Source organism: Variovorax sp. BGA-UO-ETr-C22 (genome assembly GCF_059567965.1).
Genome location: NZ_JCAQPA010000011.1, coordinates 3,191,985 through 3,216,553 on the forward strand (window position 1 = coordinate 3,191,985; position 24,569 = coordinate 3,216,553).

General features: G+C 68.7%; 21 protein-coding genes. 10 read left to right on the forward strand and 11 right to left on the reverse strand.

The annotated features are described in order from the left end of the window. From coaE to AC57B8_RS35275, 5 genes are all read left to right on the forward strand, one after another. A complete protein-coding gene (gene coaE, locus AC57B8_RS35255) occupies positions 1 to 609 on the forward strand; it encodes a dephospho-CoA kinase (RefSeq protein WP_496482180.1) in 609 nt (202 codons plus the stop codon). 76 nt (positions 610 to 685) lie between these two features. Next, the gene (locus AC57B8_RS35260) at positions 686 to 2,179 is read left to right on the forward strand and encodes an MBOAT family O-acyltransferase (RefSeq protein ID WP_496482181.1); all 1,494 of its coding nucleotides are present in this window, start codon (positions 686 to 688) and stop codon (positions 2,177 to 2,179) included. A 6-nt stretch (positions 2,180 to 2,185) separates the two neighbouring features. Then, the gene (locus AC57B8_RS35265) at positions 2,186 to 3,217 is read left to right on the forward strand and encodes an alginate O-acetyltransferase AlgX-related protein (protein ID WP_062474527.1); all 1,032 of its coding nucleotides are present in this window, start codon (positions 2,186 to 2,188) and stop codon (positions 3,215 to 3,217) included. A 36-nt stretch (positions 3,218 to 3,253) separates the two neighbouring features. Next, complete coding sequence (zapD, locus tag AC57B8_RS35270; protein WP_496482182.1) at positions 3,254 to 4,009, forward strand: cell division protein ZapD; 756 nt, start codon at positions 3,254 to 3,256, stop codon at positions 4,007 to 4,009. Between the two features lie 8 nt (positions 4,010 to 4,017). Beyond that, entirely contained in the window at positions 4,018 to 4,227 is a 210-nt protein-coding gene (locus AC57B8_RS35275) for a DNA gyrase inhibitor YacG (RefSeq protein WP_369631662.1), read from the forward strand. Positions 4,228 to 4,270: 43 nt separating this feature from the next. Here AC57B8_RS35275 and AC57B8_RS35280 read toward each other — a convergent pair whose 3' ends face one another. Genes AC57B8_RS35280 through secA form a run of 5 tightly spaced genes read right to left on the reverse strand, consistent with a single transcriptional unit; the run spans position 4,271 to position 11,646 of the window. Next, on the reverse strand, positions 4,271 to 6,235 hold the full coding sequence (locus AC57B8_RS35280; protein WP_496482183.1) for an acyltransferase family protein: 1,965 nt from the start codon (positions 6,233 to 6,235) through the stop codon (positions 4,271 to 4,273). Between the two features lie 37 nt (positions 6,236 to 6,272). Next, on the reverse strand, positions 6,273 to 6,731 hold the full coding sequence (locus AC57B8_RS35285; protein ID WP_496482184.1) for an NUDIX domain-containing protein: 459 nt from the start codon (positions 6,729 to 6,731) through the stop codon (positions 6,273 to 6,275). Continuing rightward, positions 6,728 to 7,603, reverse strand: coding sequence for an ATP-binding protein (locus tag AC57B8_RS35290; RefSeq protein WP_496482185.1), 876 nt, complete (start codon positions 7,601 to 7,603; stop codon positions 6,728 to 6,730). Before AC57B8_RS35290 ends, AC57B8_RS35285 begins: the two co-directional genes overlap by 4 nt. Beyond that, a complete protein-coding gene (argJ, locus tag AC57B8_RS35295) occupies positions 7,600 to 8,829 on the reverse strand; it encodes a bifunctional glutamate N-acetyltransferase/amino-acid acetyltransferase ArgJ (protein ID WP_062474539.1) in 1,230 nt (409 codons plus the stop codon). The genes AC57B8_RS35290 and argJ overlap by 4 nt, the downstream gene beginning before the upstream one ends. 30 nt (positions 8,830 to 8,859) lie before the next feature. After that, entirely contained in the window at positions 8,860 to 11,646 is a 2,787-nt protein-coding gene (secA, locus tag AC57B8_RS35300; protein ID WP_496482186.1) for a preprotein translocase subunit SecA, read from the reverse strand. Positions 11,647 to 11,850: 204 nt separating this feature from the next. Here secA and AC57B8_RS35305 point away from each other — a divergent pair, with 204 nt between their 5' ends. After that, positions 11,851 to 12,159: a DciA family protein gene (locus tag AC57B8_RS35305; RefSeq protein ID WP_062474543.1), complete on the forward strand. Its 309-nt coding sequence runs from the start codon at positions 11,851 to 11,853 to the stop codon at positions 12,157 to 12,159. 27 nt (positions 12,160 to 12,186) lie between these two features. On the opposite strand, the gene AC57B8_RS35310 is transcribed toward AC57B8_RS35305, so the two are convergent. The 4 genes from AC57B8_RS35310 to AC57B8_RS35325 form a co-directional block, all read right to left on the reverse strand. Next, positions 12,187 to 13,419 (reverse strand): pyridoxal-phosphate dependent enzyme, encoded by a 1,233-nt coding sequence (locus tag AC57B8_RS35310; RefSeq protein ID WP_369644503.1) that lies wholly within the window; start codon positions 13,417 to 13,419, stop codon positions 12,187 to 12,189. A 109-nt stretch (positions 13,420 to 13,528) separates the two neighbouring features. Beyond that, positions 13,529 to 14,221, reverse strand: a complete 693-nt coding sequence (locus AC57B8_RS35315) for a PA4824 family protein (RefSeq protein ID WP_496482187.1) — start codon at positions 14,219 to 14,221, stop codon at positions 13,529 to 13,531. 84 nt (positions 14,222 to 14,305) lie between these two features. Next, complete coding sequence (locus AC57B8_RS35320; RefSeq protein WP_496482267.1) at positions 14,306 to 15,313, reverse strand: response regulator; 1,008 nt, start codon at positions 15,311 to 15,313, stop codon at positions 14,306 to 14,308. Between the two features lie 20 nt (positions 15,314 to 15,333). Continuing rightward, on the reverse strand, positions 15,334 to 18,960 hold the full coding sequence (locus tag AC57B8_RS35325) for a hybrid sensor histidine kinase/response regulator (RefSeq protein ID WP_496482268.1): 3,627 nt from the start codon (positions 18,958 to 18,960) through the stop codon (positions 15,334 to 15,336). 102 nt (positions 18,961 to 19,062) lie between these two features. Here AC57B8_RS35325 and AC57B8_RS35330 point away from each other — a divergent pair, with 102 nt between their 5' ends. Genes AC57B8_RS35330 through ureC form a run of 4 tightly spaced genes read left to right on the forward strand, consistent with a single transcriptional unit; the run spans position 19,063 to position 22,029 of the window. Then, on the forward strand, positions 19,063 to 19,365 hold the full coding sequence (locus tag AC57B8_RS35330) for an urease subunit gamma (protein WP_062474548.1): 303 nt from the start codon (positions 19,063 to 19,065) through the stop codon (positions 19,363 to 19,365). Positions 19,366 to 19,394: 29 nt separating this feature from the next. Then, complete coding sequence (locus tag AC57B8_RS35335; protein ID WP_496482188.1) at positions 19,395 to 19,994, forward strand: HupE/UreJ family protein; 600 nt, start codon at positions 19,395 to 19,397, stop codon at positions 19,992 to 19,994. A 7-nt stretch (positions 19,995 to 20,001) separates the two neighbouring features. Further along, a complete protein-coding gene (locus tag AC57B8_RS35340) occupies positions 20,002 to 20,307 on the forward strand; it encodes an urease subunit beta (RefSeq protein ID WP_496482189.1) in 306 nt (101 codons plus the stop codon). A 3-nt stretch (positions 20,308 to 20,310) separates the two neighbouring features. Beyond that, the gene (gene ureC / locus AC57B8_RS35345) at positions 20,311 to 22,029 is read left to right on the forward strand and encodes an urease subunit alpha (protein ID WP_062482937.1); all 1,719 of its coding nucleotides are present in this window, start codon (positions 20,311 to 20,313) and stop codon (positions 22,027 to 22,029) included. A 30-nt stretch (positions 22,030 to 22,059) separates the two neighbouring features. On the opposite strand, the gene AC57B8_RS35350 is transcribed toward ureC, so the two are convergent. Both AC57B8_RS35350 and AC57B8_RS35355 read right to left on the reverse strand, forming a co-directional pair. Further along, positions 22,060 to 23,460 (reverse strand): amidase family protein, encoded by a 1,401-nt coding sequence (locus AC57B8_RS35350; protein ID WP_492685749.1) that lies wholly within the window; start codon positions 23,458 to 23,460, stop codon positions 22,060 to 22,062. A gap of 152 nt (positions 23,461 to 23,612) precedes the next feature. Continuing rightward, entirely contained in the window at positions 23,613 to 24,551 is a 939-nt protein-coding gene (locus AC57B8_RS35355; RefSeq protein ID WP_493194604.1) for an AraC-like ligand-binding domain-containing protein, read from the reverse strand. Positions 24,552 to 24,569 lie beyond the last annotated feature (18 nt).

Consider the following 24,569-nt stretch of genomic DNA (forward strand, 5'->3'; position numbering starts at 1 on the left):
ATGGCGGTGAAGCGCATCGGCCTGACCGGCGGCATCGGCAGCGGCAAGAGCACGGTCGCGTCGTTGCTGGTGGCTGAAGGGGCAGTGCTGGTCGATACCGACGCCATCGCACGCCGCATCGCGCAGTCCGGCGGCATCGCGATGCCCGCCATCGAGGCCGCATTCGGCCCTTCCGTCATCGCGCCCGACGGCAGCCTCGACCGGGCCGCCATGCGCCAGCTGGTGTTCGCCGACGCGGGCGCCAAGGCCCGCCTCGAAGCGATCCTGCATCCGCTGATCGGCACCGAGACGCAACGCCAGGCCACCGCCGCCGGCGACGCCGTCGTCGTGTTCGACGTCCCGCTGCTGGTCGAATCCGGCCGCTGGCGGGCCCTCGTGGACCGCGTGCTGGTGGTCGATGCCCACGAAGACACGCAACTGCAGCGCGTGGTCGCCCGCTCGGGATGGGAGCCCGAGGCCGTGCGCGCCGTGATCGCCCAGCAGGCGCCGCGCAAGGCGCGCCGGGCCGCCGCCGACGCCGTGATTTTCAACGAGTCGTTGACGCTCGCGGAACTGGGCACCGAGGTGCGGGGTCTCTGGAAGCTGTGGGCTGCGGCCACCACGCGATAATCCGAGACCAGCCGCCCCGGCGGCTCTATAACGATTACGACAAAAAGGCGCTCGCCACTGCAGTGCCCTCCCCGAGATGCTTTTCAACTCGTATCCCTTCATTTTTGTCTATTTCCCGCTGGTCCTGATCGGGTTCTTCCTGATCGGCAAGCGCAACGCCCGCGCCGCCGCCGGCTTCCTCGGACTGGCCTCGCTGTTCTTCTACGGCTGGTGGAGCGTGCAGGCCCTGCCGCTGCTGCTGGGTTCCATCTGCGTCAACTACTGGTTCGGCCTGCAGCTGACGCCCGCGCCGGGGCGCAACGACCGCAAGCGCAAGACGCTGCTGATCGCCTCGCTGGTGATCAACCTGGGCGTGCTGGCCGTCTTCAAGTACGCCAACTTCTTCCTGGAAAACGTCGATGCGGGGCTGGTCGCCGCAGGTCTCACGCCGATCGATCTGGTGCACATCGTGCTGCCGATCGGCATCTCGTTCTACACCTTCACGCAGATCGCCTTCCTGGTCGACTGCTGGCAGGGCAAGGTGCACGAGCGCAGCTTCATCCACTACGTGCTGTTCGTCACCTACTTCCCGCACCTGATCGCGGGCCCGGTGCTGCACCACGCGCAGATGATGCCGCAGTTCGGGAACCCCGCGACCTACCGGATGGACCCGAACAAGGTCGCCATCGGCCTGACGATCTTCGTCTTCGGCCTCGCCAAGAAACTGCTGATCGCCGACCCCATGGGGCAGTACGCCGACCTGATGTTCAACGGCGTTCACAAGGGCATCGAGCCCACGCTGTACACCGCGTGGTTCGGTGCGCTGGCCTATACGCTGCAGATCTATTTCGACTTCTCGGGCTACTCGGACATGGCCGTCGGCCTCTCGATGTGCCTGGGCGTGCAACTGCCGCTCAACTTCCGCTCGCCCTACAAGTCGACCAACATCATCGAGTTCTGGCGCCGCTGGCACATCTCGCTGTCGACCTTCCTGCGCGACTACCTCTACGTGCCGCTGGGCGGCAACCGCAAGGGCCCGGCGCGGCGCTACCTGAACCTGTTCCTCACGATGCTGCTGGGCGGCCTGTGGCACGGCGCGGCCTGGACCTTCGTGGTCTGGGGCGCGATGCACGGCGCGTTCCTGATGGTCAACCACCTCTGGAACGCCAAGGTCCGCCGCAACGCCACCCCGGGGCGCATCGCGCGCGTGCTGGGCTGGCTGCTGACCTTCCTGTGCGTGGTGGTGGCCTGGATCGTCTTCCGCGCGGACGGCATGAACACGGCCATGTCCATCTACAAGGGCATGCTGGGGATGCACGGCGCGCCGGTCTCGGCGTTCAGCGAGTTCGGCAAGGTCCCGTTCCGCAAGCCGGAGTTCTTCCAGCTCATGCTGGTGGCGATCGTCATCTGCCTGACGCTGCCGCCGACCATCACCCTGGAGCGCTGGATTCCCCATCCCAAGTCGATGGCCGGCCGCCCGGTGATGGCCCGACTGTCGACCGTGGTGCTCGCCATCGGTACCTTCGCACTGTTCGCGTGGTGCGTTTCGAAGCTGGGCGGCTACAGCCCCTTCCTCTATTTCCAATTCTGATTCGACATGACGACGACCACGACGCCCGCGAAAGTCTGGCTGCGGTTCTTCCTCTTCGGCTATTTCGTCCTGATGGCCCTGTGGATCATTTCGCTCACCAGCCCGGTGCCCTACGGCGACCTCACGCGCATCGGGCGCCTGTCCGAACGCGAGTTCGGCTGGCGCGACCCGCCGCCCAAGGTCGACCCGGTCTACCTCGCCAGCACACCCATCGAACAGGCGGACGTGATGGTCGTCGGCGACAGCTTCTCCATGACGCACCGCTGGCAGTCCGTGCTTGCCAAGGCCGGCTACCGGGTCTCGACCTCGTACTGGGGCCAGTACGGCGAGTCGCTGTGCGGCGACTTCAGCCAGTGGGTCCACGACTCCGGCTTCAAGGGCAAGCTGGTCATCATCGAAAGCGTGGAGCGCCTGCTGGACATGCGCATGCGCTACAGCGAGCGCTGCAAGGACGGCAAGACCATCTTCCCCTACAGCGCCAAGGCCGAGCCCCTCATCGAGCCCGACGAGACCGTGCCGGCCTTCGCGCCCAACTGGGAAGTCCAGTACATGACCGGCGTCGTGACCTACTACCACACGTGGAAGGCCAAGAACTCGCCGGTAGACACCTATTTCGATCGTGACACCTGGGTAAGGAAAGTCCCCGACGGTTGCAAATTCTTCTCGCATCGCCAGTGCGACCGGATGCCCTTCTTCCAGGAAGACGAGGACAATGGCCCGTTGACCTCCGACACGCTGGCGCGAATGAAGAACTTCACCGCTGCGCACAGCACCATCCCGCTCCTGTGGATGGTGGTGCCCAACAAGACCACGGTCTACCTCAAGCCCGATTTCTCGAAGGACTTCGAAAGCGGCTTCCGCGACGCGAAGCTGGGCCCCGACCTGTACGCCTTCACCCGCGAAAAGCACACGCAGATCCGCGACTTCTACTTCTCGAACGACACGCACATGTCCATGCACGGACAGCTCGCACTCGGCGAGCGCATGCTGGCCGCGGTGCGCGAAGTGATGCCCACACCCCCTTCCAAATCGCCCTGAAGTTATGATTCCGCGACAGGAAACCGACAAATACGCGTGATCCTCTACGAGTACCCCTTCAACGAGCGCATCCGCACGTACCTGAGGCTGGAGCATCTGTTCCGTCGCCTCGGGGAACTGGTGCCCTCGGAATCGCCGCTTTCGCACCACTACGCCCTGGTCACGATCTTCGAGATCATGGACGTGGCGGCGCGCGCCGACCTCAAGGCCGACGTGCTGCGCGACCTCGACAAGCACAAGAACGTCTTCAACAGCTACCGGGGCAATCCGGCCATCGCCGAGACGGTGCTGAACCAGGTCGTCGACCAGCTCGAACGCAACTTCAGCGCGCTCAACGGCGTGGCCGGCAAGGCGGGACAGTCACTCACCGAGAACGAGTGGCTCATGAGCATCCGCAGCCGCGCCGGCATTCCGGGCGGCACCTGCGAGTTCGACCTGCCTGCCTATTACGCGTGGCAGCACCGCGCGCCGCCTAGCCGCCGTGCCGACCTGGAGCGCTGGTCGAACACGCTGTCGCCGCTGGCCTCGTCGATCTACCTGCTGCTCAAGCTGCTGCGCGACGCCGACGTGCCCTACAAGGTGATCGCCACCCACGGGCAGTTCCAGCAGAACCTGCCGCAGGGACGCAGCTTCCAGCTGCTGCGGCTGCGCATCGATCCCAAGCTGGGCCTGGTCCCGGAAATCAGCGGCAACCGCCTCATGGTCTCGGTGCGGCTCATGCGGCACGAGGCCGACGACCGCCTGCACCCGAGCACGGAAGACACCCCCTTCGAACTGACCCTCTGCGCGTGAGGCCCGGTGTGAGCAAGAAGAAAGAAGACGAACGCATCGTCCGCTGCCCGACCTGCGGCGGCGACAGCGTCTACGCCGAGCGCAACCCGTTCCGGCCGTTCTGCAGCGCACGCTGCAAGGGCATCGACTTCGGCGCCTGGGCGACCGAGGAATTCAGGATGCCGGCGGAGACACCGCCCGACGAAGAGCCCTTCGGCGATCCCAAGCTGCAGCAATAGATTGCATGCACGCCGCCGCAGCCCAGCCAGAGCTGCGGGGCCGTCAGTTGGCCGTCGCGGGCTGCACGCCCTCTTCCAGGAACACCTTGTCCAGGTAGGTCGCGAACTGCCGCGTGAACGCGGGCCGCAGATGGCCGTGGTCCTTGTAGGCCGGCGCGCCGTCGGGCATCGTCCGCGGGCACTGGCCGTCCTTGCACAGGGCGCCCAGCACATCGATCGCTTCCGCACCGCTGGCAGCCGCAATCTGCAGGAGCCGCTGGTTGAGCTTCACCTGGTCGGCGAGCACGGGCGCAGTCGGCGAATTTCCCACGACCGACAGCGTGCGCAGGCGGCTGCCCTCGATCATGCGGCGGGGTTCGAAACCGTCGCCCAGCGCGTTGTCCAGCAGCAGATAGACCTTTTTCTTCTGCTTGACCAGTTCGGTCACCCACGCCTGCAGCGCCACCAGCGAGGGCTCGATGCCGGCGCGGTCGCCACGGGTCAGGGAGAGCGAGGCGCCGTTCTCGCGCAGCACGTAGTCCAGCGGGAACTCGCCCGTGAAGTAACAGTTCCAGCAGCTCCCGATCAGCACGGTGTCGATCTGCGGGTCGCGCGCCATCGCCATCCACTGGTCGCGGGCCGGGCCGCAGCCGGGGTTCTGTTCGGCGAAGACGTTCGGAATGGCCGGGCACGCGCCGTAGGTGAAGAAATAGGTGGTCGCCATGCGCTCGGGCGCGATGCGTGCCAGCTCGGCGGCACGCGGGCCGTATTCGATGACGTGGCTGTCGCCGATCAGCAGCACCTTGCGGGCGCCGTTGCCGATGCGGTTCACCGCGTAGGGGCCGAAGTTTTCCGAAGAAAAGCCGCTGTAGTAGTCGCCGTCCACCGTCGCGTCGGTCACCTTCTGCAGCAGCTCGCTGTTGTGGCGCGCTGGCAGGCCATTCATCACGGCCACGCCGGCCACGGCCACGAAGGCGCCCGTTCCCACGAGCGTGCGCAGCATGCCGACGCCGACGCGGGCCCGCGTGAACCGCTCGATGAAGCGGTAGGTCAGCCAGGCCAGCAGCACGCTCGACACCACCATCGTCACGCGCGTGCCCACCGACGGCTCCGCGCCCTTGACGATCCGCGCGTACACCAGCAGCGGCCAGTGCCACAGGTACAGCGGATAGCTGATGAGGCCGATCCACACCATCGCGCGGTTCGAGAGGAAGTACTTGTTCAGCACGCCCGTCGGGCCGGCCGCAATGCAGCTCACCGCGCCCAGGGTCGGCAACAGCGCCCACCAGCCGGGGAAGGCCTTGTCGCTGCGGATCATCACGAGGCCGAGCACGATCAGGCCCACGCCCAGCACCGACTGCACATGGCTACGCCAGACGTTCGGCACCGACGGCTTCAGCCGCATGCAGGCCAGGATGCCACCCACCATCAGCTCCCAGAAGCGCGAGGCCGGCGAATAGAAGGCTGCCGTACGGAACGGGTGGATCGTCGTCACGTTGATGAGGAACGACACCACCGCCAGCACCCACAACACCCGCACGATCGGCCAACGCCGGCGCCAGGCCAGCCCGAGCAGGAGCGGCCAGAAAATGTAGAACTGTTCTTCGATGCCCAGCGACCACAGGTGCAACAGCGGCTTGGTCTCGGCGGCCGTGTCGAAGTAGCCGGCCTCGCTCCAGAAGACGAAGTTGGCCACGAAGCCCACGCCGCCCAGCGCCTGCTTGCCCAGCTCGAGAAATTCCTTGTTCAGCAGCACGTACCAGCCGAAGGCAAGCACGCCCGTCAGCACCAGCATCAGCGCCGGGAAGATGCGGCGGATACGGCGCGCATAGAAATCGCGGTAGCTGAAATCGCCGGCCGCGTGGCTCTGCATGATGATCGTCGTGATCAGGAAGCCCGAGATCACGAAGAAGATGTCGACGCCGATGAAGCCGCCAGGCAGCAGCTTCGGAAACGCGTGGAAGATGACCACCGAGGCCACGGCCACGGCGCGCAGGCCGTCGATGTCGGCACGGTACTTGGGATGCATATCTCTTACTTCTCGACCACGGTCGTGCCGTGCGTCGTCAGGCGACGGTCGACACCGCCTCGGCGGCCGACGCGGGCAGGCCGCGTTCCTCGACCAGCCACGCCAGCACCGGCAGCGCGCCCGGCAACACCGGCGCCACGTCGAGCGGCAGTTGCTGCCAGGCCATGGCCTGGCTCTCGCGCATTTCGAATTCGCCGGTCCAGTCCGTCACCTTGCACCAGTGCAGGCGCACCAGCGCGTGCGGGTAGTCGTGCTCGGTGACCTTCCAGACCTCGGCGCCGCCGATGGTGATGCCCAGTTCTTCCTGCAGCTCGCGGCGCAAGGCTTCCTCGACCGTCTCGCCGGCTTCGATCTTGCCGCCCGGGAACTCCCAGTAGCCCGCATAGGCCTTGCCTTCGGGGCGCGTGGTGAGCAGCAGCGCCTCGTCGGCCAGGCGGATCAGCACGCCGACGGCCACTTCGGTGTGCTTGCGCGCCGATTCCACAGCCTCGCTCACGCGCCGGCCCGCCCCGCGTAGTCGCGCGCGAACTGGTAGGCCACGCGGCCGCTGCGCGAGCCGCGCTCCAGCGCCCACACGAGCGCCTCGGGCCGTGCCGCCGCAATGGCCGCGTCGTCGACACCGAACGACGAGAGCCACTGGCCCACGATCGTCAGGTATTCGTTCTGGCTGAAGGGGTAGAAGCTCACCCAGAGGCCGAAGCGCTCCGACAGCGAAATCTTCTCTTCGATCACCTCGCCCGGATGCACCTCGCCGTCGTCCGTGTGCTTGTACGTGAGGTTGTCCTTCATGTACTCGGGCAGCAGGTGGCGCCGGTTGCTGGTCGCGTAGATCAGCACGTTGGGCGTCGAGGCGGCAATCGATCCGTCGAGAATCGACTTGAGCGCCTTGTAGCCCGGCTCGCCCTCGTCGAAGCTCAGGTCGTCGCTGAAGACGATGAACTTCTCGGGACGCTGCGACACCACCTCGACGATGTCCGGCAGGTCGACCAACTCGGCCTTGTCGACTTCGATGAGGCGCAGGCCCTGCGGCGCATAGGCCTGCAGGCAGGCGCGGATCAGCGACGACTTGCCGGTGCCGCGTGCGCCGGTCAGCAGCACGTTGTTGGCCGGCTTGCCTTCGACGAACTGGCGCGTGTTGCGCTCGATCTTTTCCTTCTGGACGTCGATTTCCCTCAGCGAATCGAGCGCCATCGTGGCCACGTGCTTCACGGGCTCCAGCACGCCATGGCCGGAGCTGCGGCGGCGGTAGCGCCACGCGATGGAAGCGCTCCAGTCGGTCGGCGCGGCCAGCGGCTGCGGCAGGATCGATTCGATGCGGCCGATGAGCTGTTCGGCGCGCTCGATGAGCTTCTGGAACTGCTCGTTCATGACCGGTAATCGGCGTTGATGGTCACGTATTCGTGGCTGAAGTCGCAGGTCCACACGGTGTCGCTGGCGGTGCCGCGGCCCAGGCCGATGCGCACAGTGATCTCGCTTTGCTTCATCACGCGCTGGCCGTCTTCCTCGCGGTACGACGGATTGCGTCCGCCCTTCACCGCCACGTGCACGTCATCGAGGAACAGGTCGATGCCGGTCTGGTCGAGGTCGGCAATGCCGGCGTAACCGACGGCCGCCAGGATGCGGCCCAGGTTCGGGTCGCTGGCGAAGAAAGCGGTCTTGACCAGCGGCGAATGCGCCACGGCATAAGCCACCTGGCGGCACTCGGCCCCGTCCTTGCCGCCGTCGACCTGGATGGTGATGAACTTGGTCGCGCCTTCGCCGTCGCGCACGATGGCTTGCGCCAGCAGGCGGGCCACGTCGCGCATCGCGGCCACGAGCGCCTGGCCGTCGGTCGAGTCGAGCGAGGTGATGGTGGCGTGCGCGGCCTTCTGCGTGGCGATGACCACGAAGGAGTCGTTGGTCGAGGTGTCGCCGTCGATGGTCACGCGGTTGAACGAGGCGTCGGCCAGCTGCGTGGCCAGCGGCTGGATCAGCGCCGGGTCGATCTTCGCGTCGGTCGCCATGAAACCGAGCATGGTCGCCATGTTCGGGCGGATCATGCCGGCGCCCTTGCTGATGCCGGTGATCGTGACCGTGGCGCCGCCGATCTGCACCCGGCGGCTGAACGCCTTGGGGATCGTGTCGGTGGTCATGATGCCTTCGGCGGCACGGGCCCAGTTGTTTTCCGACGCGTCGGCCAGCGCGGCCGGCAGGCCGGCCTCGATGCGGTCCACGGGCAGCGGCTCCATGATCACGCCGGTCGAGAACGGCAGGATCTGCTCGGGCGCCAGCTCCAGGTGGCGCGCCAGCGCGATGCAGGTGGAGCGCGTGCGCATCAGGCCGTCTTCGCCGGTGCCGGCGTTGGCGTTGCCGGTGTTGATCACCATCGCGCGAATGCCGTAGTTGGCCTTCAGGTGGTCGCGGCAGACCTGCACCGGGGCGGCGCAGAAGCGGTTCTGCGTGAACACGCCGCCGACCGCCGAGCCTTCGTCGATCAGCACGACAGTCAGGTCCTTGCGGTTGGCCTTGCGCACGCCGGCTTCGGCCACGCCGATGCGGACGCCGGGCACCGCGAACAGCGCGGCGGGATCGGGAGCGGACAGGTTCACGGGCATGGGATTTCTCTCAATGAAAGGGGCGGGACTTCAGCTCAGCTTGCCGTGGCACGCCTTGTACTTCTTGCCGCTGCCGCAGGGGCAGGGGTCGTTGCGGCCGACGCGCGCAAAGGCGGCGGCTTCGGCGCTCAGGGCGCCGGTGCCGACAGCCGCCAGGCGGCGCTGGTTCTCTTCGTCGACGCGCACCTCGACCTCGCCGGTCTCGGTGGGCGCGGTGTAGGTGATGTTCGAGACGTTCTCGCCGCGGCTTTCCATTTCCTCGGCCGCCTGCTCGAGCTGTTCGCCCGACTGCACGCGCACCGTCATGAGCTGGCGCGTGACTTCGTTCTTGACCGAATCGAGCAGCTGGCCGAAGAGCTCGAAGGCCTCGCGCTTGTATTCCTGCTTGGGCTGCTTCTGCGCATAGCCGCGCAGGTGGATGCCCTGGCGCAGGTAGTCGAGCGAGGCCAGGTGTTCGCGCCAGTGGGTGTCGATGCTCTGCAGCAGCACCATGCGTTCGAACTGGGTGAAGTTCTCCTGGCCGATGAGCGCGACCTTGGCGTCGAAGCTCTCGTTGGCGTAGGCCACGATCTTCTCGACCACTTCCTCGTCGGAGATGGCGTCGGCGGCCTCGACCTGCTGCTTGAGCGGCATGTCGATGCCCCACTCGGTGAACAGGCTCTTCTCGAGGGTGTCGAGGTCCCACTGTTCCTCGACCGATTCGCGCGGCACGTACTGGCGCGCGAGGTCGGTGAAGCAGCCTTCGCGCAGCGCGGCGATCTGCGCCGTGAGGTCGGCCGCGTCGAGGATGTCGTTGCGCTGCTGGTAGATCACCTTGCGCTGGTCGTTCGACACGTCGTCGTACTCGAGCAGCTGCTTGCGGATGTCGAAGTTGCGCGCCTCGACCTTGCGCTGCGCGCTCTCGATGCTGCGCGTGACGATGCCGGCCTCGATGGCTTCGCCGTCGGGCATCTTCAGGCGGTCCATGATCGCCTTCACGCGGTCGCCCGCGAAGATGCGCATCAGCGGATCGTCCAGGCTCAGGTAGAAGCGCGAGGAACCCGGGTCGCCCTGGCGGCCCGAACGGCCGCGCAGCTGGTTGTCGATGCGGCGCGACTCATGGCGTTCGGTGGCGATGATGCGCAGGCCGCCCAGCGACTTCACGAACTCGTGGTCCTTGGTCCACTCGGCGCGCACGTGGGCGATGTCGGCCTGCTTGGTGGCTTCGTCGCGGCCTTCGTCGGCCTCGATCGCCTCGATCATCTTCTCGATGTTGCCGCCCAGCACGATGTCGGTACCGCGGCCGGCCATGTTGGTCGCGATGGTGATCATCTTCGTGCGGCCGGCCTGCGCGACGATGTCGGCTTCGCGGGCGTGCTGCTTGGCGTTGAGCACCTGGTGCGGCAGGCCCGCCTTCTCGAGCAGGGCGTCGATGATTTCCGAGTTCTCGATCGACGAGGTGCCCACCAGCACCGGCTGGCCACGCTCGTAGCACTCGCGGATGTCCTGGATCGCCGCCTCGTACTTCTCGCGCGTGGTCTTGTAGACGCGGTCGAGCTGGTCGTCGCGCTTGCTGATGCGGTTGGGCGGAATGATCGTGGTCTCGAGACCGTAGATTTCCTGGAACTCGTAGGCTTCGGTGTCGGCCGTGCCGGTCATGCCGGCCAGCTTGCCGTACAGGCGGAAGTAGTTCTGGAAGGTGATCGAGGCCAGGGTCTGGTTCTCGGCCTGGATCTCGACGCCTTCCTTGGCTTCCACGGCCTGATGCAGGCCGTCGCTCCAGCGGCGGCCGCTCATGAGACGGCCGGTGAATTCGTCGACGATGACCACTTCGCCCTGCTGCACCACGTAGTGCTGGTCGCGGTGGTACAGGTGGCGGGCACGCAGCGCGGCATTCAGGTGATGCATCAGCGTGATGTTGGCCGGGTCGTACAGCGACGCGCCTTCGGGAATCAGCTTGAGCTCGCCCAGGATGCGCTCGGCGTTCTCGTGGCCGTCTTCGGTCAGGAACACCTGGTGGGTTTTTTCGTCGACCGTGAAGTCGCCGGGCACCGTGACGCCCTCGCCCGTGCGCGGATCGGCTTCGCCTTCCTGCTTCTTGAGCAGCGGCACCACCTTGTTGATCGCCAGGTACAGGTCGGTGTGGTCTTCGGCCTGGCCGCTGATGATCAGCGGCGTGCGGGCCTCGTCGATCAGGATGGAGTCCACCTCGTCGACGATCGCGAAATTCAGGCCGCGCTGCACCCGGTCGCCGGGCTCGTAGACCATGTTGTCGCGCAGGTAGTCGAAGCCGTACTCGTTGTTCGTGCCGTACGTGATGTCGCTGCCGTAGGCGGCCTGCTTCTCTTCGCGCGGCATCTGCGGCAGGTTGATGCCGACCGACAGGCCCAGGAAGTTGTACAGGCGGCCCATCCAGGTCGCGTCGCGGTTGGCCAGGTAGTCGTTCACCGTGACCACGTGCACGCCCTTGCCGGACAGCGCGTTCAGGTACACGGGCAGCGTGGCGGTCAGCGTCTTGCCTTCGCCGGTGCGCATTTCGGAGATCTTGCCGTTGTGCAGCGCCATGCCGCCGAGCAGCTGGACGTCGAAGTGGCGCATCTTCATGACGCGCTTGGAGCCTTCGCGCACGGTGGCGAAGGCTTCGGGCAGCAGGTCGTCGAGCGACTCGCCCTTGGCGATGCGGTCCTTGAATTCCTGCGTCTTGGCGCGCAGCGCGTCGTCGCTGAGCTTTTCGAATTCGGGTTCGAGCGCATTGATGCGCGTCACCGTCTTGCGATACTGCTTGAGGAGCCGGTCGTTGCGACTGCCGAAGATCTGGGTCAGGAAGTTGGTTGCCATGGGCGTGGAGAGGGGCGGGCACCTGACACGACAGGCACTGCGACCGGATTCCCTAAGATATGGTGAAAGCAGTTGGGCGCACCTTCTTCGAATGCAAGCTTCGCAAGTCTCGAAGTCGGATGGCCCCGTTCCGGAACAAACGCCGACGCACGCGTCGGCAAACCGGGCATTTTAGCTGTCTTGTTTCTAACCCCTGGATTACCCATGTATCGCCGACTGCCCCCCGCCATTTCACTGCACGATGCTGCGGCAGGCGCCCCCACCCTGGGGAGCCTGATGGCGCGCGCGCGGGACACGGCCGAGCGGCTGAAGGCCATCGAAGGGCTGATTCCGCCCGCCATGCGCGCGGCCATCCAGCCCGGGCCGGCCGAGGGCGACGTGTGGTGCCTGCTGGTCAAGGGCAGCGCCGCGGCCGCCAAGCTGCGCCAGCTGTCGCCGATGCTGGTCACGCGGCTGAAGAACCGAGGCTGGGACGTCGCGACGATCCGCATCAAGGTGCACACGGGGCGCTGAGCCCCGGGGTTGCACGGCACGCGCGGCTCAGGCCACGGCGCGGTCAGGCCAGCTCGGGTCGCTCGACGCGTCGGAGGTCAGCACCATCACGACATGCGCATCGGCCGCGATGGTCTCGGCCTCGCGCAGTTGTCGCACAGCCCCCAGGCCTGCCGCTGCCGCCAGTTCGGCGCTCACGCCGGCCGCGGTGAGCAGCCGCCGCGCCGCGCGGGCCTCGTCGTCGCCCACCACCACGGCACCGCCGCCGCTGGCCGTGGCGGCCTGCCATTGCAGGTAAGTGACCGTCGCGCCCGCGCTCGACAGCTGCGCCGTGCGACCGGGGTAGCTGCCGTTGAGCGCCCCGCCGCCGAGCACGCGCGACAGCCGCGGGAAGGGCTCGACCAGCCACATCCGCGGCAGCCGCGCGATGCGCCCCGCCGCCAGCAGCTCGCGAAAACCGGCGTAGATGCCCCACGCCATGTCGCCGCGCCCGGTCGGCACCACGACGTGATCAGGCAGGCCGCCGTCCTTCAGGCACTCTTCGGCAATGGCCTTGTAGCCCTCCACGCCCAAGGGCGCGCTGCCCAGCGCGGGCAGGCGGTAGTTGGAGAGCGCGAAATACCCCGGGTACTGCGAGCGCTCGCGCACGAAGCCCCAGCGGCCGGTGTTGTCGGCGAACACATAGCGCCGCGCGCCCAGCGCGTCGAGCTGGCGGGCGTAGGTGGCGGGCATCGCCTCGTAGGAGGCCACCTCGCAACCGAGCCCCGCGGCCCAGGCGTAGTGCGCCGCCGATACCGCCGTGTTGCCCGACGAGGCGAGCACCAGCGTGTGGGCGCCGGCGTCCAGCGCCTGCGCCACGCCCATCGCGGTCAGCCGGTCCTTGGGTGAGCCGGTCGGGTTGCGCGATTCGTCCTTGATGCTCAGGCGCGCGATGTCGAACTGCCGCGCGAGCTCGGGCATGTCGTGCAGCGGCGTGTTGCCCTCGCCGAGCGAAAAGCCCTGCACGTACGGCATCGGCACCACGTCCGGGCCGCCGGGCCGGTAGCTGGCGCGCAGCCCGACGTGAAAGCCGGCCTGCCGGCAGGCCGGGCAGCCGTCGTTGGCGAGCGTGACCGGGTACAGCGCGTCGCAGCGCAGGCACTGCAGCCCCTGCAGGCGCGGGTTGCGCTGCGGCGTGAACGAGCGGCCGAGCACCCCGGCCGGCCGCCCCGGCAGGAAGGTCTGCGCGGGGCTCTCCGGCGGCGCGGTGAACTTGAAGTCCAGAACGGGCGATGGGGTCACGGATCGTTGACTCGTTAATAAATGTGACGGAATCTTATTCAAAATCAACGAAATCCACGATACGGGAGTTCATCCCATTGCAGCGGATTTCAGTTTTCCTTCACTTATTTCATTTCCAGGTGAATTCGTGGTTCAGCCCGATCACCACGCCGCGCACGCCCTGCGGCCCGGTGCGCGAGGTGCTGATGTCGACACTGATCATCGGCGTCAGGCTGAAACGGCCGCCCACGCGCGAGGTCCACAGGCCCCCGGCCCGGTGGCGCTCGGCGATCAGCGACACGGCGTCGTTCAGCGCCCACTCCACGGCCAGGCCGCCGCGCGGCGTGCGCGCGCCGGTGCCCAGCGCCCAATCGGCGCCCAAGTTGGCATGAATCTGCAGGCTGGCCGTGGGCCGCCAGGTCAGCGGCACCACCAACTGGCCGCCCCAGCGACCGCCGCGCCGCAGGTCGGCCACCGCGCCCATCGACACGGCGGCGCTGAAAGGCGCGTCGGCGGCCGCGCCGGCAAAGGTCCACTTGAGCTGCGGGCCGCCCGTGACCGAATGGACGCCCTGCGCCGACAGCCGGTCGAAATTCAGCCCCAGCTCGACCGGCCCGACCCGGCAGGCAGGCCCGACATGGAAACCCGTCGTGACCGGCTCGGCACCGCTGCGGCCCCACCAGGTTTCGTACTGGCACTGGCCGGGATCGAGCGTGCCGGCGTCGTCGACATCGAAGTGGCCGGCGGCCTGCGCGCCGAGGCCCGGCAACGCCGCGACTGCGGCAAGAAGCAGGCGTGCGGTGCGGTTGTTGTTGTTCTTCATCTCGTGCTTCCCTCAGAGAGCCCTGCCTCATTCTAGGAAGCCGGAAAGTCCGCGCCATGACGCGGCAACGCCATCCCCCACCCTTCAGAGTTCGAACTGCGGCTGCAGCTCGCGGATGCGCTTGATCGCCACGCCGGCCGCTGCCGTGCGCGTCTCCACGCCCAGCTTCACGTACACGCGCTCCAGGTGCTTCTTGGCGGTGGCCGGGCTGCTGCCGAGGATCTCGCCGATGTCCTTGTTGGTCTTGCCCTTGACCACCCAGTACAGCACCTCGGCCTCGCGCGCCGTGAGCTTCAGGCTCAGGCTCATGGCCTCGATCACGGCGGTGTCGGAGACCTCGCGCATGACGATCATCCATTCGTCGCCGGTGTCGTCCTCGCCGGTCTGGCGGTGCAGCCGCAGGCTCAGGCTGCGCGCGCCCTGCGCGATGACCAGGGCCGGCGGCTCGATGCCGCGCGCGCGGGCCTCGGGCGCGTGCTGGCGCAGCCAGCCGAGCACGGCCGGCGGCGTCTCGGGCGCCTGGGTCTCGCAGTAGCGCGCGAGCAGCTCGCGCGCCAGCGCCGTCTGCCAGATCAGCCGCCCCTCGGGCAGCCTCACCGTGATGCTCGCGTAGCCGAAGGCGTCGAGCGCATTGCGCGCCTGCCCGGCCTGGTGCGCCTCCTGCCGCGCGCGGCGGGCGCCCTGCAGGTGCACGTTCATGCGCGCCAGCACTTCCTTGGGCTTGATGGGCTTGGTGACGTAGTCGACGCCGCCCGCCTCGAGCGCCGCCACGAGGTGCTCGGTCTCGGTCAGACCCGTCATGAACACAATGGGGATGTGCGCGGTGGCCGCATCGGCCTTGAGCCGGCGCGCCACCTCGAAGCCGTCGATGCCCGGCATCATCGCGTCGAGCAGCACGATGTCGGGGCGCGCCTGCGCGGCGCGCTGCAGCGCCTGTTCGCCGTTCGTGGCGATGAGCACGGTGTAGCCCGATTCGTCGAGCGCGTCGTGCAGCACGGCGAGGTTGTCGGGCACGTCGTCGACGATCAGCACCAGGTCGCCGTGGGCGCCCTGCTGCTCACGCAGCGTGCGGGCAAGCGGTGAAGCGGGCATGGTCGGTGGAGACAAGAGAGTCATGCGGCGCCCTCGGCGGCCTCGGCCAGCGCGCGGCCCATGGCTTCGAACTGGAACTGGCGGGCCAGCGCGCGCTGGGCCTCGGTCCACGCGGCGCACTCGGGCTGCGCGGCGTCGATGTCGTCGAGCTGGTTCATGATGCCCCGGAAGTAGCCCAGGCCCACGGCCTCGTCGAGCGCGCGCAGGCGTGCCAGCGACGGCGGCTGCATCGCGCGCGGCGCGGCCACGGCGGGCGCGGGCCGCGCGGCGATGTCGGTCCACTGCAGCGCGAGCCGGCGCTCCAGCCAGTCGAGCAGTTCGGTGTGGCGCACAGGCTTGACGAAGAAGTCTTCGGGCGCGATGCCCACGTCGTTGTCCAGGCCCTTGTCAAAGGCGTTGGCCGATACGATGGCCACCGACGCGTCGGCCAGCCCCAGCTTGCGCGCGCGGCGGATGGTCTCCCAGCCGTCGATGCCGGGCATCGCGAGGTCGACGAACATGGCGTCGGGCCGGTAGCCCGCGGCGATGAGGTCCAGCGCGTCGTGCCCGCTGGCCGCGCTGCGCAGCTCGAAGCCCAGCGGCGCGAGCACATGGCCCAGCAGCTCGCGGTCGGCCTCTTCGTTGTCGACCACCAGCAGGCGCCGGCGCGCGCCCTCGTAGCCGCGCCGCGCGCGCGGCGCCGGTGCAATGCGCGCACTGCCCGCCACCGCCTCGTGCACGCGCGGCAGGAACAGCCGCACGCAGAACAGCGAGCCCTCGCCCGGCGTGCTGCGCACCTTCATCTCGCCGCCCATCAGGTCGGTCAGCATCTTCGCGATGGTCAGACCCAGGCCTGCGCCGGGCGCCGACGACACCGCCGCGTGGCCGCGCGCGAAGGGCTCGAAGATGCGCTCGATGTCGGCGTCCGTCATGCCCGGCCCGGTGTCCTCGATCTCGATGGCGGCGAACTCGCGTGCGTACGAAATGCGCAAGGTCACCTGCCCCGCCGCCGTGAACTTGATCGCGTTGCCCAGCAGGTTGATGAGAATCTGGCTCACGCGTTTTTCGTCGGCGCGCACCACGTCGGGCAGCGCACCAGCCGCCTCGAAGCGAAAGCGCAGGTCCTTCTCGGCCGCCTGCAACTCGAACATGTCGGCCAGCTCGCGCATCGCGTCGGCAAAGCGCATCGGCCGCGCATCGAGCGTGAGCTTGCCGGCCTCGATGTGGGCGATGGCCAGCGTGCCCTCGATGAGCGACAGCAGGTGCTCGCCGCCGCGCTTGATCACGGCCACCGCCTGCTGGCGGTGCGGCGGCACCGAGTGGTCTTCGCCCATGAGCTGCGCGTAGCCCAGGATGCTGTTGAGCGGCGTGCGCAGCTCGTGGCTGATGGCGCTGATGTAGCGGCTCTTGGCCTGGTTCGCGAGGTCCGCCGCGCGCCGCGCCTGGTCGGCCGCGAGCTTGGCGTGCTCGGCGATCTCGCGGGCCTCTTCGGCGCTCTGCTTGGCGTCCTGCAGGGCGCGGTCGGTCTCGCGGTGCAGGGCAATCTCACGCACCAGCAGGTGGGTCTGCCGGTTCGATTCTTCCTGTGCCACCTTGCGGCTCTGGTGCGCCAGCACCAGCCACCACGCGACGATGCCCGCGATGACCAAGAGCGCCATGTAGGCCTTGAGAAAACCCGAGCGCAGCGAGGCCTGCTGCACCGCGACCAGCGCCCCGCCCACGTCGGCCTGCGCCGCCAGCGCGAGCGCGCCTTCGCTCAGGGCCCGCAGCTCCTGCTGGTAGAGCACGCCGAACACCACCGCCAGCAGCGGCACGATGACCAGCATCAGCAGCAGGAAGTGCCCGAGCCCCGTGTCCAGGTAGCGCCAGCTGCGGCGCGGCAGCAGCCAGCGCAGCACGGCGGACCACTGCGCCGACAGGCTCGCGTGCGGCTTGCACAGGTCGCCGCAGCGCGCATCGAGCGTGCAGCACAGCGAGCAGATCGCGCCCTGGTAGGCCGGGCAGTGCGCCATGTCGGGCCCTTCGTACTCGCGCTCGCAGATCACGCAGTGCTGCACCTTCAGGCGCTGGTAGCTGCCGCCCTCGTCCGACGAGGGTTCGACCCGCGCCCAGCGCACCTTGCGCCCACCCGCGGCCGGCGCGAACAGCACGGAGCCGCCGGCATCAGAGGTGCGCGCCAGGTAGTACTTGCCGCCCGTGGCCCACGCCAGCAGCGGCGACGCGACCAGCGCCGTGCCCAGCGCGATCAGCGCCGAGAACGCCTGCGCCAGCGGCCCGAACACGCCCAGGTGCGCCGTGATCGACAGCACCGACGCCAGCGCCATCGCGCCCACGCCCACCGGGTTGATGTCCCACAGGTGCGCGCGCTTGAACTCGATGCCCGGCGGCGACAGCCCCAGCGGCTTGTTGACGACCAGGTCGGCCACCACGGCCATCATCCAGGCGATGGCGATGTTGGCGAAGAGGCCGAGCACGTCGCCCAGCGCCTCGAACACGTTCATCTCCATCAGCATGAAGGCGATGAGCGCGTTGAACACCACCCACACCACGCGCCCCGGGTGGCTGTGCGCCACGCGCGAGAAGAAATTGCTCCAGGCCAGCGAACCCGCATAGGCGTTCGTCACGTTGATCTTCAGCTGCGAGACCACCACGAACAGCGCCGTCGCCGCCACCGCCCAGCCGTAGTTCGGGAACACGTACTCGTAGGCCGCCAGGTACATCTGGTTCGGGTCGACCGCGCGCTCGACCGGCACCATGTGCGTGATCGCCAGGTAGGCCAGCGCGGCGCCGCCCAGCATCTTGACCACGCCCAGCACCACCCAGCCCGGCCCGCCCGCCAGCACCCCGGCCCACCAGCGGCGCGCCGTGCCTGTGGTGCGCGCGGGCATGAAGCGCAGGTAGTCGGCCTGCTCGCCCATCTGCGTGATGAGCGCGATGCCGACCGTCAGTGCGGCACCGAACAGGTGCAGGTTGAATCCTTGTGCGCCCGGCTTCGCCCCGCCGTAGTGCGTGATGCCCGCGAACGCACCAGGATCGCGCACGAGCACGAAGACAAAAGGCACCACCAGCATCAGCAGCCACAGCGGCTGTGTCCACAGCTGCAGCCGGCTGATCACCGACACCCCGTGCGTGACCAGCGGAATCACCACCAGCGCGCACACCAGGTAGCCCCACACCGGCGGAATGCCCAGCGCCAGCTCGAGCGCATAGGCCATCACGGCCGCCTCGAGCGCGAAGAAGATGAAGGTGAAGCTCGCGTAGATCAGCGAGGTGAGCGTGGAGCCGATGTAGCCGAAGCCCGCGCCGCGCGTGAGCAGGTCCATGTCGACGCCGTAGCGCGCCGCGTACACGCTGATCGGCAGCCCCGCCAGGAAGATGATGAGCCCCGTGACGAGGATCGCCCAGAAGGCGTTGGCGAATCCGTACTGCACCAGCAGCGTGGCGCCGACCGCCTCCAGCACCAGGAACGAGGCCGCCCCGAAGGCCGTGTTGGCCACCCGCCATTCGGACCATTTGCGAAAGCGCTGCGGCGTGTAGCGCAGCGCGTAGTCCTCCAGCGTTTCGCTCGCGACCCAGCTGTTGTAGTCGCGCCGCACCTTGACGATGCGCTGGGGGGCGTCGTCGGTCAGGAGAGGTGGGTCGACTGCGTTCACACCGTTTCGGTGCAGCTTCCGTGCCACCAAGTACGGCATTTGGCGAACAGGGCACGACTGTTGCAAAGAGACAGCCTTGCCCATAATCACCGACCGCCACCCGACCCCACCCCCGCCATGGAACTGACCCCGCGCGAAAAAGACAAGCTGCTGATCTTCACGGCGGCGCTGCTGGCCGAGCGCCGCAAGGCGCGGGGGCTCAAGCTCAACTACCCCGAAGCCGTCGCGCTCATCACCGCCGCCGTGATGGAAGGCGCCCGCGACGGCAAGAGCGTCGCTGAGCTGATGAGCGAGGGCCGCAGCGTGCTCACCCGCGCCGACGTGATGGACGGCATCGCCGAGATGATTCCCGACATCCAGGTCGAGGCCAGTTTTCCCGACGGCACCAAGCTCGTGACCGTCCACCAGCCGATCGTCTGAACCTCCGCCACAAGAAGAAAGACCTTTTCATGCGCTTCGCAAAGACTTCCGCCCTGCTCGCGACCCTTCTCCTGCTGCCGCTGGCCGCCGGCGCCCACACCGGCGTCGACGGCGGCGTGCACCACGGCTTCGTCACCGGCTTCATGCACCCGCTGACCGGTGCGGACCACCTCGCGGCGATGGTCGCAGTCGGCCTGTGGAGCGCGCTGGTCGCGCGCCGCGCCTGGCCCGACCTGCTGTGGGCGCCGCTGGCCTTCGCGGGCATGCTGCTCGCGGGCGCGCTGGTCGGGCTGGCCGGCGTGCAACTGCCGGCGGTGGAACCGATGATCGCCGCCTCGCTGCTGGTGCTGGGCCTGCTGGTCGCCACGCGCGTGCACCTGCCGGCCGGCGTCGCCATGGCCGTGGTGGGCCTGTTCGCCGTCTTCCACGGCGTGGCGCACGGCCACGAACTGGCGGGCGAGCACGGCGCCGCCCTCACGCTGGCCGGCATGGTCAGCGCCACGCTGCTGCTGCACGCGGCCGGCATCGCGCTGGGCTGGGCGCTGCGCCATGCCAACGCCTGGCTGCCGCGCGTGGCCGGCGCCGCCGTCGTTGCCCTGGGCGCCACGCTGCTGGCCCAGGCGGTCTGAGGCGGCCATGACGCCCGGCGAACTTTTCACCGACGACGGCGAGCACACGCTCAACCCCGGCCGCCGCGCCCTCGCGCTGGTGGTGCGCAACACGGCCGACCGGCCGATCCAGGTCGGCTCGCACTACCACTTCGCCGAGACCAACGGCGCCCTCGACTTCGACCGCGCCGCCGCGCGCGGCATGCGGCTGAACATCGCCTCGGGCGCCGCGGTGCGCTTCGAGCCGGGCCAGCAACGCACCGTCGAGCTGGTCGACTTCTCGGGCGATCGCATCGTCTACGGCTTTCGCGGCCTGGTTCAAGGAAAGCTCTAAAACATGGCCACCATCGGGCGACGCGCCTACGCAGAAATCTTCGGCCCCACCGTGGGCGACCGGGTTCGTCTTGCGGACACCGACCTGCTGATCGAAGTCGAAGCCGACTACACGCTGCGCGCCGGCGGCTACGGCGAAGAGGTGAAGTTCGGCGGCGGCAAGACGATCCGCGACGGCATGGCGCAGTCGCAGCGCACGCGCGCACAGGGCGCCGTCGACACGGTGATGACCAACGCCCTCATCCTCGACCACTGGGGCATCGTGAAAGCCGACATCGGCCTGAAGGACGGCCGCATCGCCGCCATCGGCAAGGCCGGCAACCCCGACGTGCAACCGGGCGTGGACATCGTCATCGGCCCGGGCACCGAGATCATCAGCTGCGAAGGCACCATCGTCACCGCGGGCGGCATCGACAGCCACATCCACTTCATCTGCCCGCAGCAGATCGAGGAGGCGTTGGCCTCGGGCGTGACGACCATGCTCGGCGGCGGCACCGGCCCGGCCACCGGCACCTTCGCGACCACCGCGACGCCCGGCCCCTGGCACATCGAACGCATGCTGCAGGCGGCCGACGCCTTCCCGATGAACCTGGGCTTTCTCGGCAAGGGCAACGCCAGCCTGCCCGACGCGCTGCACGAGCAGATCGAGGCCGGCGTCATGGGCCTGAAGCTGCACGAAGACTGGGGCACCACGCCTTCGGCCATCAGCAACTGCCTGGACGTGGCCGACGCCACCGACACGCAGGTGGCGATCCACAGCGACACGCTGAACGAATCGGGCTTCGTCGAGAACACCATCGCCGCCGTGGGCGGGCGCGCCATCTGCGCCTTCCACACCGAGGGTGCGGGCGGCGGCCATGCGCCCGACATCCTGCGCGTGGTGGGCGAAGCGAACTTCCTGCCTTCCTCGACCAACCCGACAATGCCCTACACCGTGAACACGCTCGACGAGCACGTCGACATGCTCATGGTGTGCCACCACCTGGACGCCGGCATCGCCGAAGACCTGGCCTTTGCCGAGTCGCGCATCCGCAAGGAAACCATCGCCGCCGAGGACGTGCTGCACGACCTGGGCGCGATCAGCATGTTCAGCTCCGACAGCCAGGCCATGGGCCGCGTCGGCGAGGTGGTGATCCGCACCTGGCAGACCGCGCACAAGATGAAGCAGCAGCGCGGCACGCTGCCCGAGGACAGCGAGCGCAACGACAACTTCCGCGCGCGGCGCTACGTGGCCAAGTACACGATCAACCCGGCCCTCGCGCACGGCATCGCGCACGAGGTGGGCTCGATCGAAGTCGGCAAGTGGGCCGACCTCGTGGTCTGGAAGCCGGCCTTCTTCGGCGTGAAGCCCTTCACCATCATCAAGGGCGGCACCATCGCGATGGCCGCGATGGGTGACCCCAGCGCATCGATCCCCACGCCGCAGCCGGTGCACTTCCGGCCGATGTTCGGCGCCTACGGCGGCTCGCTCGCCAAGAGCTCGCTGACCTTCGTCTCGCAGGCCGGGCTGGCCGCGGGCATCAAGGAGCGCTACGGCCTGAGCAAGCACCTGAGCGCGGTGAAGAACATCCGCAACGTGCGCAAGCAGGACCTGATCCACAACGGCTACACGCCGAAGATGGAGATCGACGCGCAGACCTACGCCGTGCGCGCCGACGGCCAGCTGCTGACCTGCGAGCCGGCCAAGGTGCTGCCGATGGCGCAGCGCTACTTCCTGTTCTGAACGAAGCCGCGCTGCGGCTTCTGCGGTGACTTACACGGCCGGATGCCGGCGGTGCCAGTCCGTCGCCCGCTGGAACGCCCAGCCCGCGCGCACCAGCAGGTCTTCGCCGAAGTGCGGCGCCACGAACTGGAAGGCCACCGGCACGCCCGCCTCGGTGGCGCCGCCCGGCAAGGTGAGCGTGGGGCTGCCCGTGAGGTCGAACGGGCAGGTGTAGCGCAGCATGCCCGCCAGCAGCTCCGGGTCCACGCCGAGCTGACCGGCGCGCTCGAGCGTCGGCGCCGCGAAGGGAATGGCCGGGATCAGCAGCAGGTCGACCTGCTCGAAGAACGTGCGCACGCGGCCGGTGAAATCGGCGCGGCGCAGCAGCAGCTTCTGGTAGTCGGTGGCGCTTTGCGACAGGCCCAGGTCGATCAGCCCCGAGAGGCCCGGGCCGTACTCGTCACGCCGCGACGGGTACGTGGCCTCGTGCGCCACGGCGGTCTCGACCGCGCACAGCGGCGACCAGTCGAGCACCGCCTGCGTCGTGTCGGGAAACACCACCTCGCGCACCGAGGCGCCCAGCGATTCGACCGTGCGGATCGCGGCGGCGAGCGTGGCGCGCGTCGGTGCGTCCACACGGTCCAGCGTCCAGGCGGGGTCGATGCCCACGCGCAGGCCGGCCAGGCCGCGCGTCATCGTCGCCAGGTAGTCGGGCACCGGCAGCGTGCTGGCCGTCGGGTCGCGCGGGTCGGCGCCGGCGATGGCCGCCAGCATCGCGCCCGCGTCGGCCGCGCTGCGCGTCATCGGGCCGATGTGGTCGAGCGAGGCGGCGAGTTCGAAGGCGCCGTGGCGGCTCACCCGCCCCCATGTCGGCTTCAGGCCCGTGATGCCGTTGGCCGCCGACGGAAAGCGGATCGATCCGCCCGTGTCGGTGCCCAGTGCGCCGAAGCACAGCCCCGCCGCCGTGGCCACGCCCGAGCCGCTGGACGACACGCCGGGCCACAGCGTGGCGTCCCACGGGTTGACCGGCGACGCGATCTGCGGATGGTGGTCGGCAAAGGCGCCTTCGGTCTGCTGCAGCTTGCCCAGGATCACCGCGCCGGCCTCGCGCAGGCGGTGCACCACCGTCGCGTCCTCGGTAGGGCGGAACGCTTTGTGGATCGTCATGCCGTGCGCGCTCGGCACGCCCTCGGTCCACAGCAGGTCCTTCACGGCCAGCGGCACGCCGTGCAGCGGCCCGCGCGCGCGGCCGGCGGCGATTTCGGTGTCGGCGCGGCGCGCCTCGTCGAGCGCCTGCGCGTCCATGCGCGTCGCGTAGCTGCGCAGCCGGCCGTCGACGGCCTCGATGCGCGCGAGCATGGCGCGCGTGACTTCTTCCGACGAGCGCTCGCGCGACTGGATCTGCCGGCCGACCTCCAGCAGTTCGAGATGATGCAATTCCTTGTCCGCCATGACTGACTCCCGCGTGTGTAGGGTTGAGAAAGAAGGTCCGAATCCAAGTGGCGAAGCTGCCACCCCGGGCGAACCTTATCGGCGCGCGGCGGCCCGCGCTGGTCTCTTCCGGACATGCACTTGTGCTGGGGCGGACACCCCGCGCGCGGCGCTCAGCGCGGCTTCAGCAGCGTGTGCGGCGCGCAGCCGTAGGCCTTGCGGAAGACCCGGCTGAAATGCGACAGGTCGGAAAACCCGTGCTGGAACGCGACGTCGGTCACGCTGTGCGCGCGCCCGCCCACCAGCGCCTCGCGGCTGGCTGCGAGACGCGCCTGCCAGACCGCGCCCATCGCCGTGGCGCCCTGGCGCGCGAACGCCCGCGCCACGGTGCGCGCCGAGACGTGGTGCGCCTGCGCCAGCGCCTCGAGCGACAGCGCCGGATCGTCCAGGTGACGCTCGATGTAGGCCGTCATGCGCGCATGCAGGCCGCGCTCGGCACCGGCGTCGCCAGCCATGTCCTGCTGCAGTTCGAGCGTCACGGCCAGCAGGTCGATGAGCGCGCCGCCGAAGCGTTCGGCGGCGGCGGAATGCGGCTGCGCAAAGGCCGGGTTCGCCGTCTCCCGCAGCATCGCGTGCAGCGGCGCCGCGCCGGGACGGTCCGCGGCGATGGTGCGGGCGGTGAACTCTTCGGCCTTCGCGAAGCGTCGCAGCAGCAGCCGGCGCGGCATGCGCGCCAGGTAGACCGAACGCGCGTCCAGCGTGCATTCGAACGGCCGGCCGGCGTCGTAGAGCAGCATGTCGCCGCTGCGCAGCCGCCCCTGCCGCCCGCCTTGCACCAAGGTGCCCTCGCCCTCCTGCACGAACGCCAGCCACAGGTCGTCCAGCGGGTGCCGGCGCAGGTGGGGCGCGTCGCGCGACCAGTGATGCATCGGCGCCGACATGCGGTTGACGCTGACCGCGCCCACCTCGCGCACGTCGAGCCGCCCTTCGAACGGCTCGGCCGTCATCGCGCGGCTGGCCGCGGGAATGCAGTGGCGGCACACGACGTCGTGCCAGTAGTCGAAACGCAGCGGGGTCGCCACGTCGGTCGTCAGGTAGGCCAGGCTGTTCATGACGCGGATGCTGGGGCG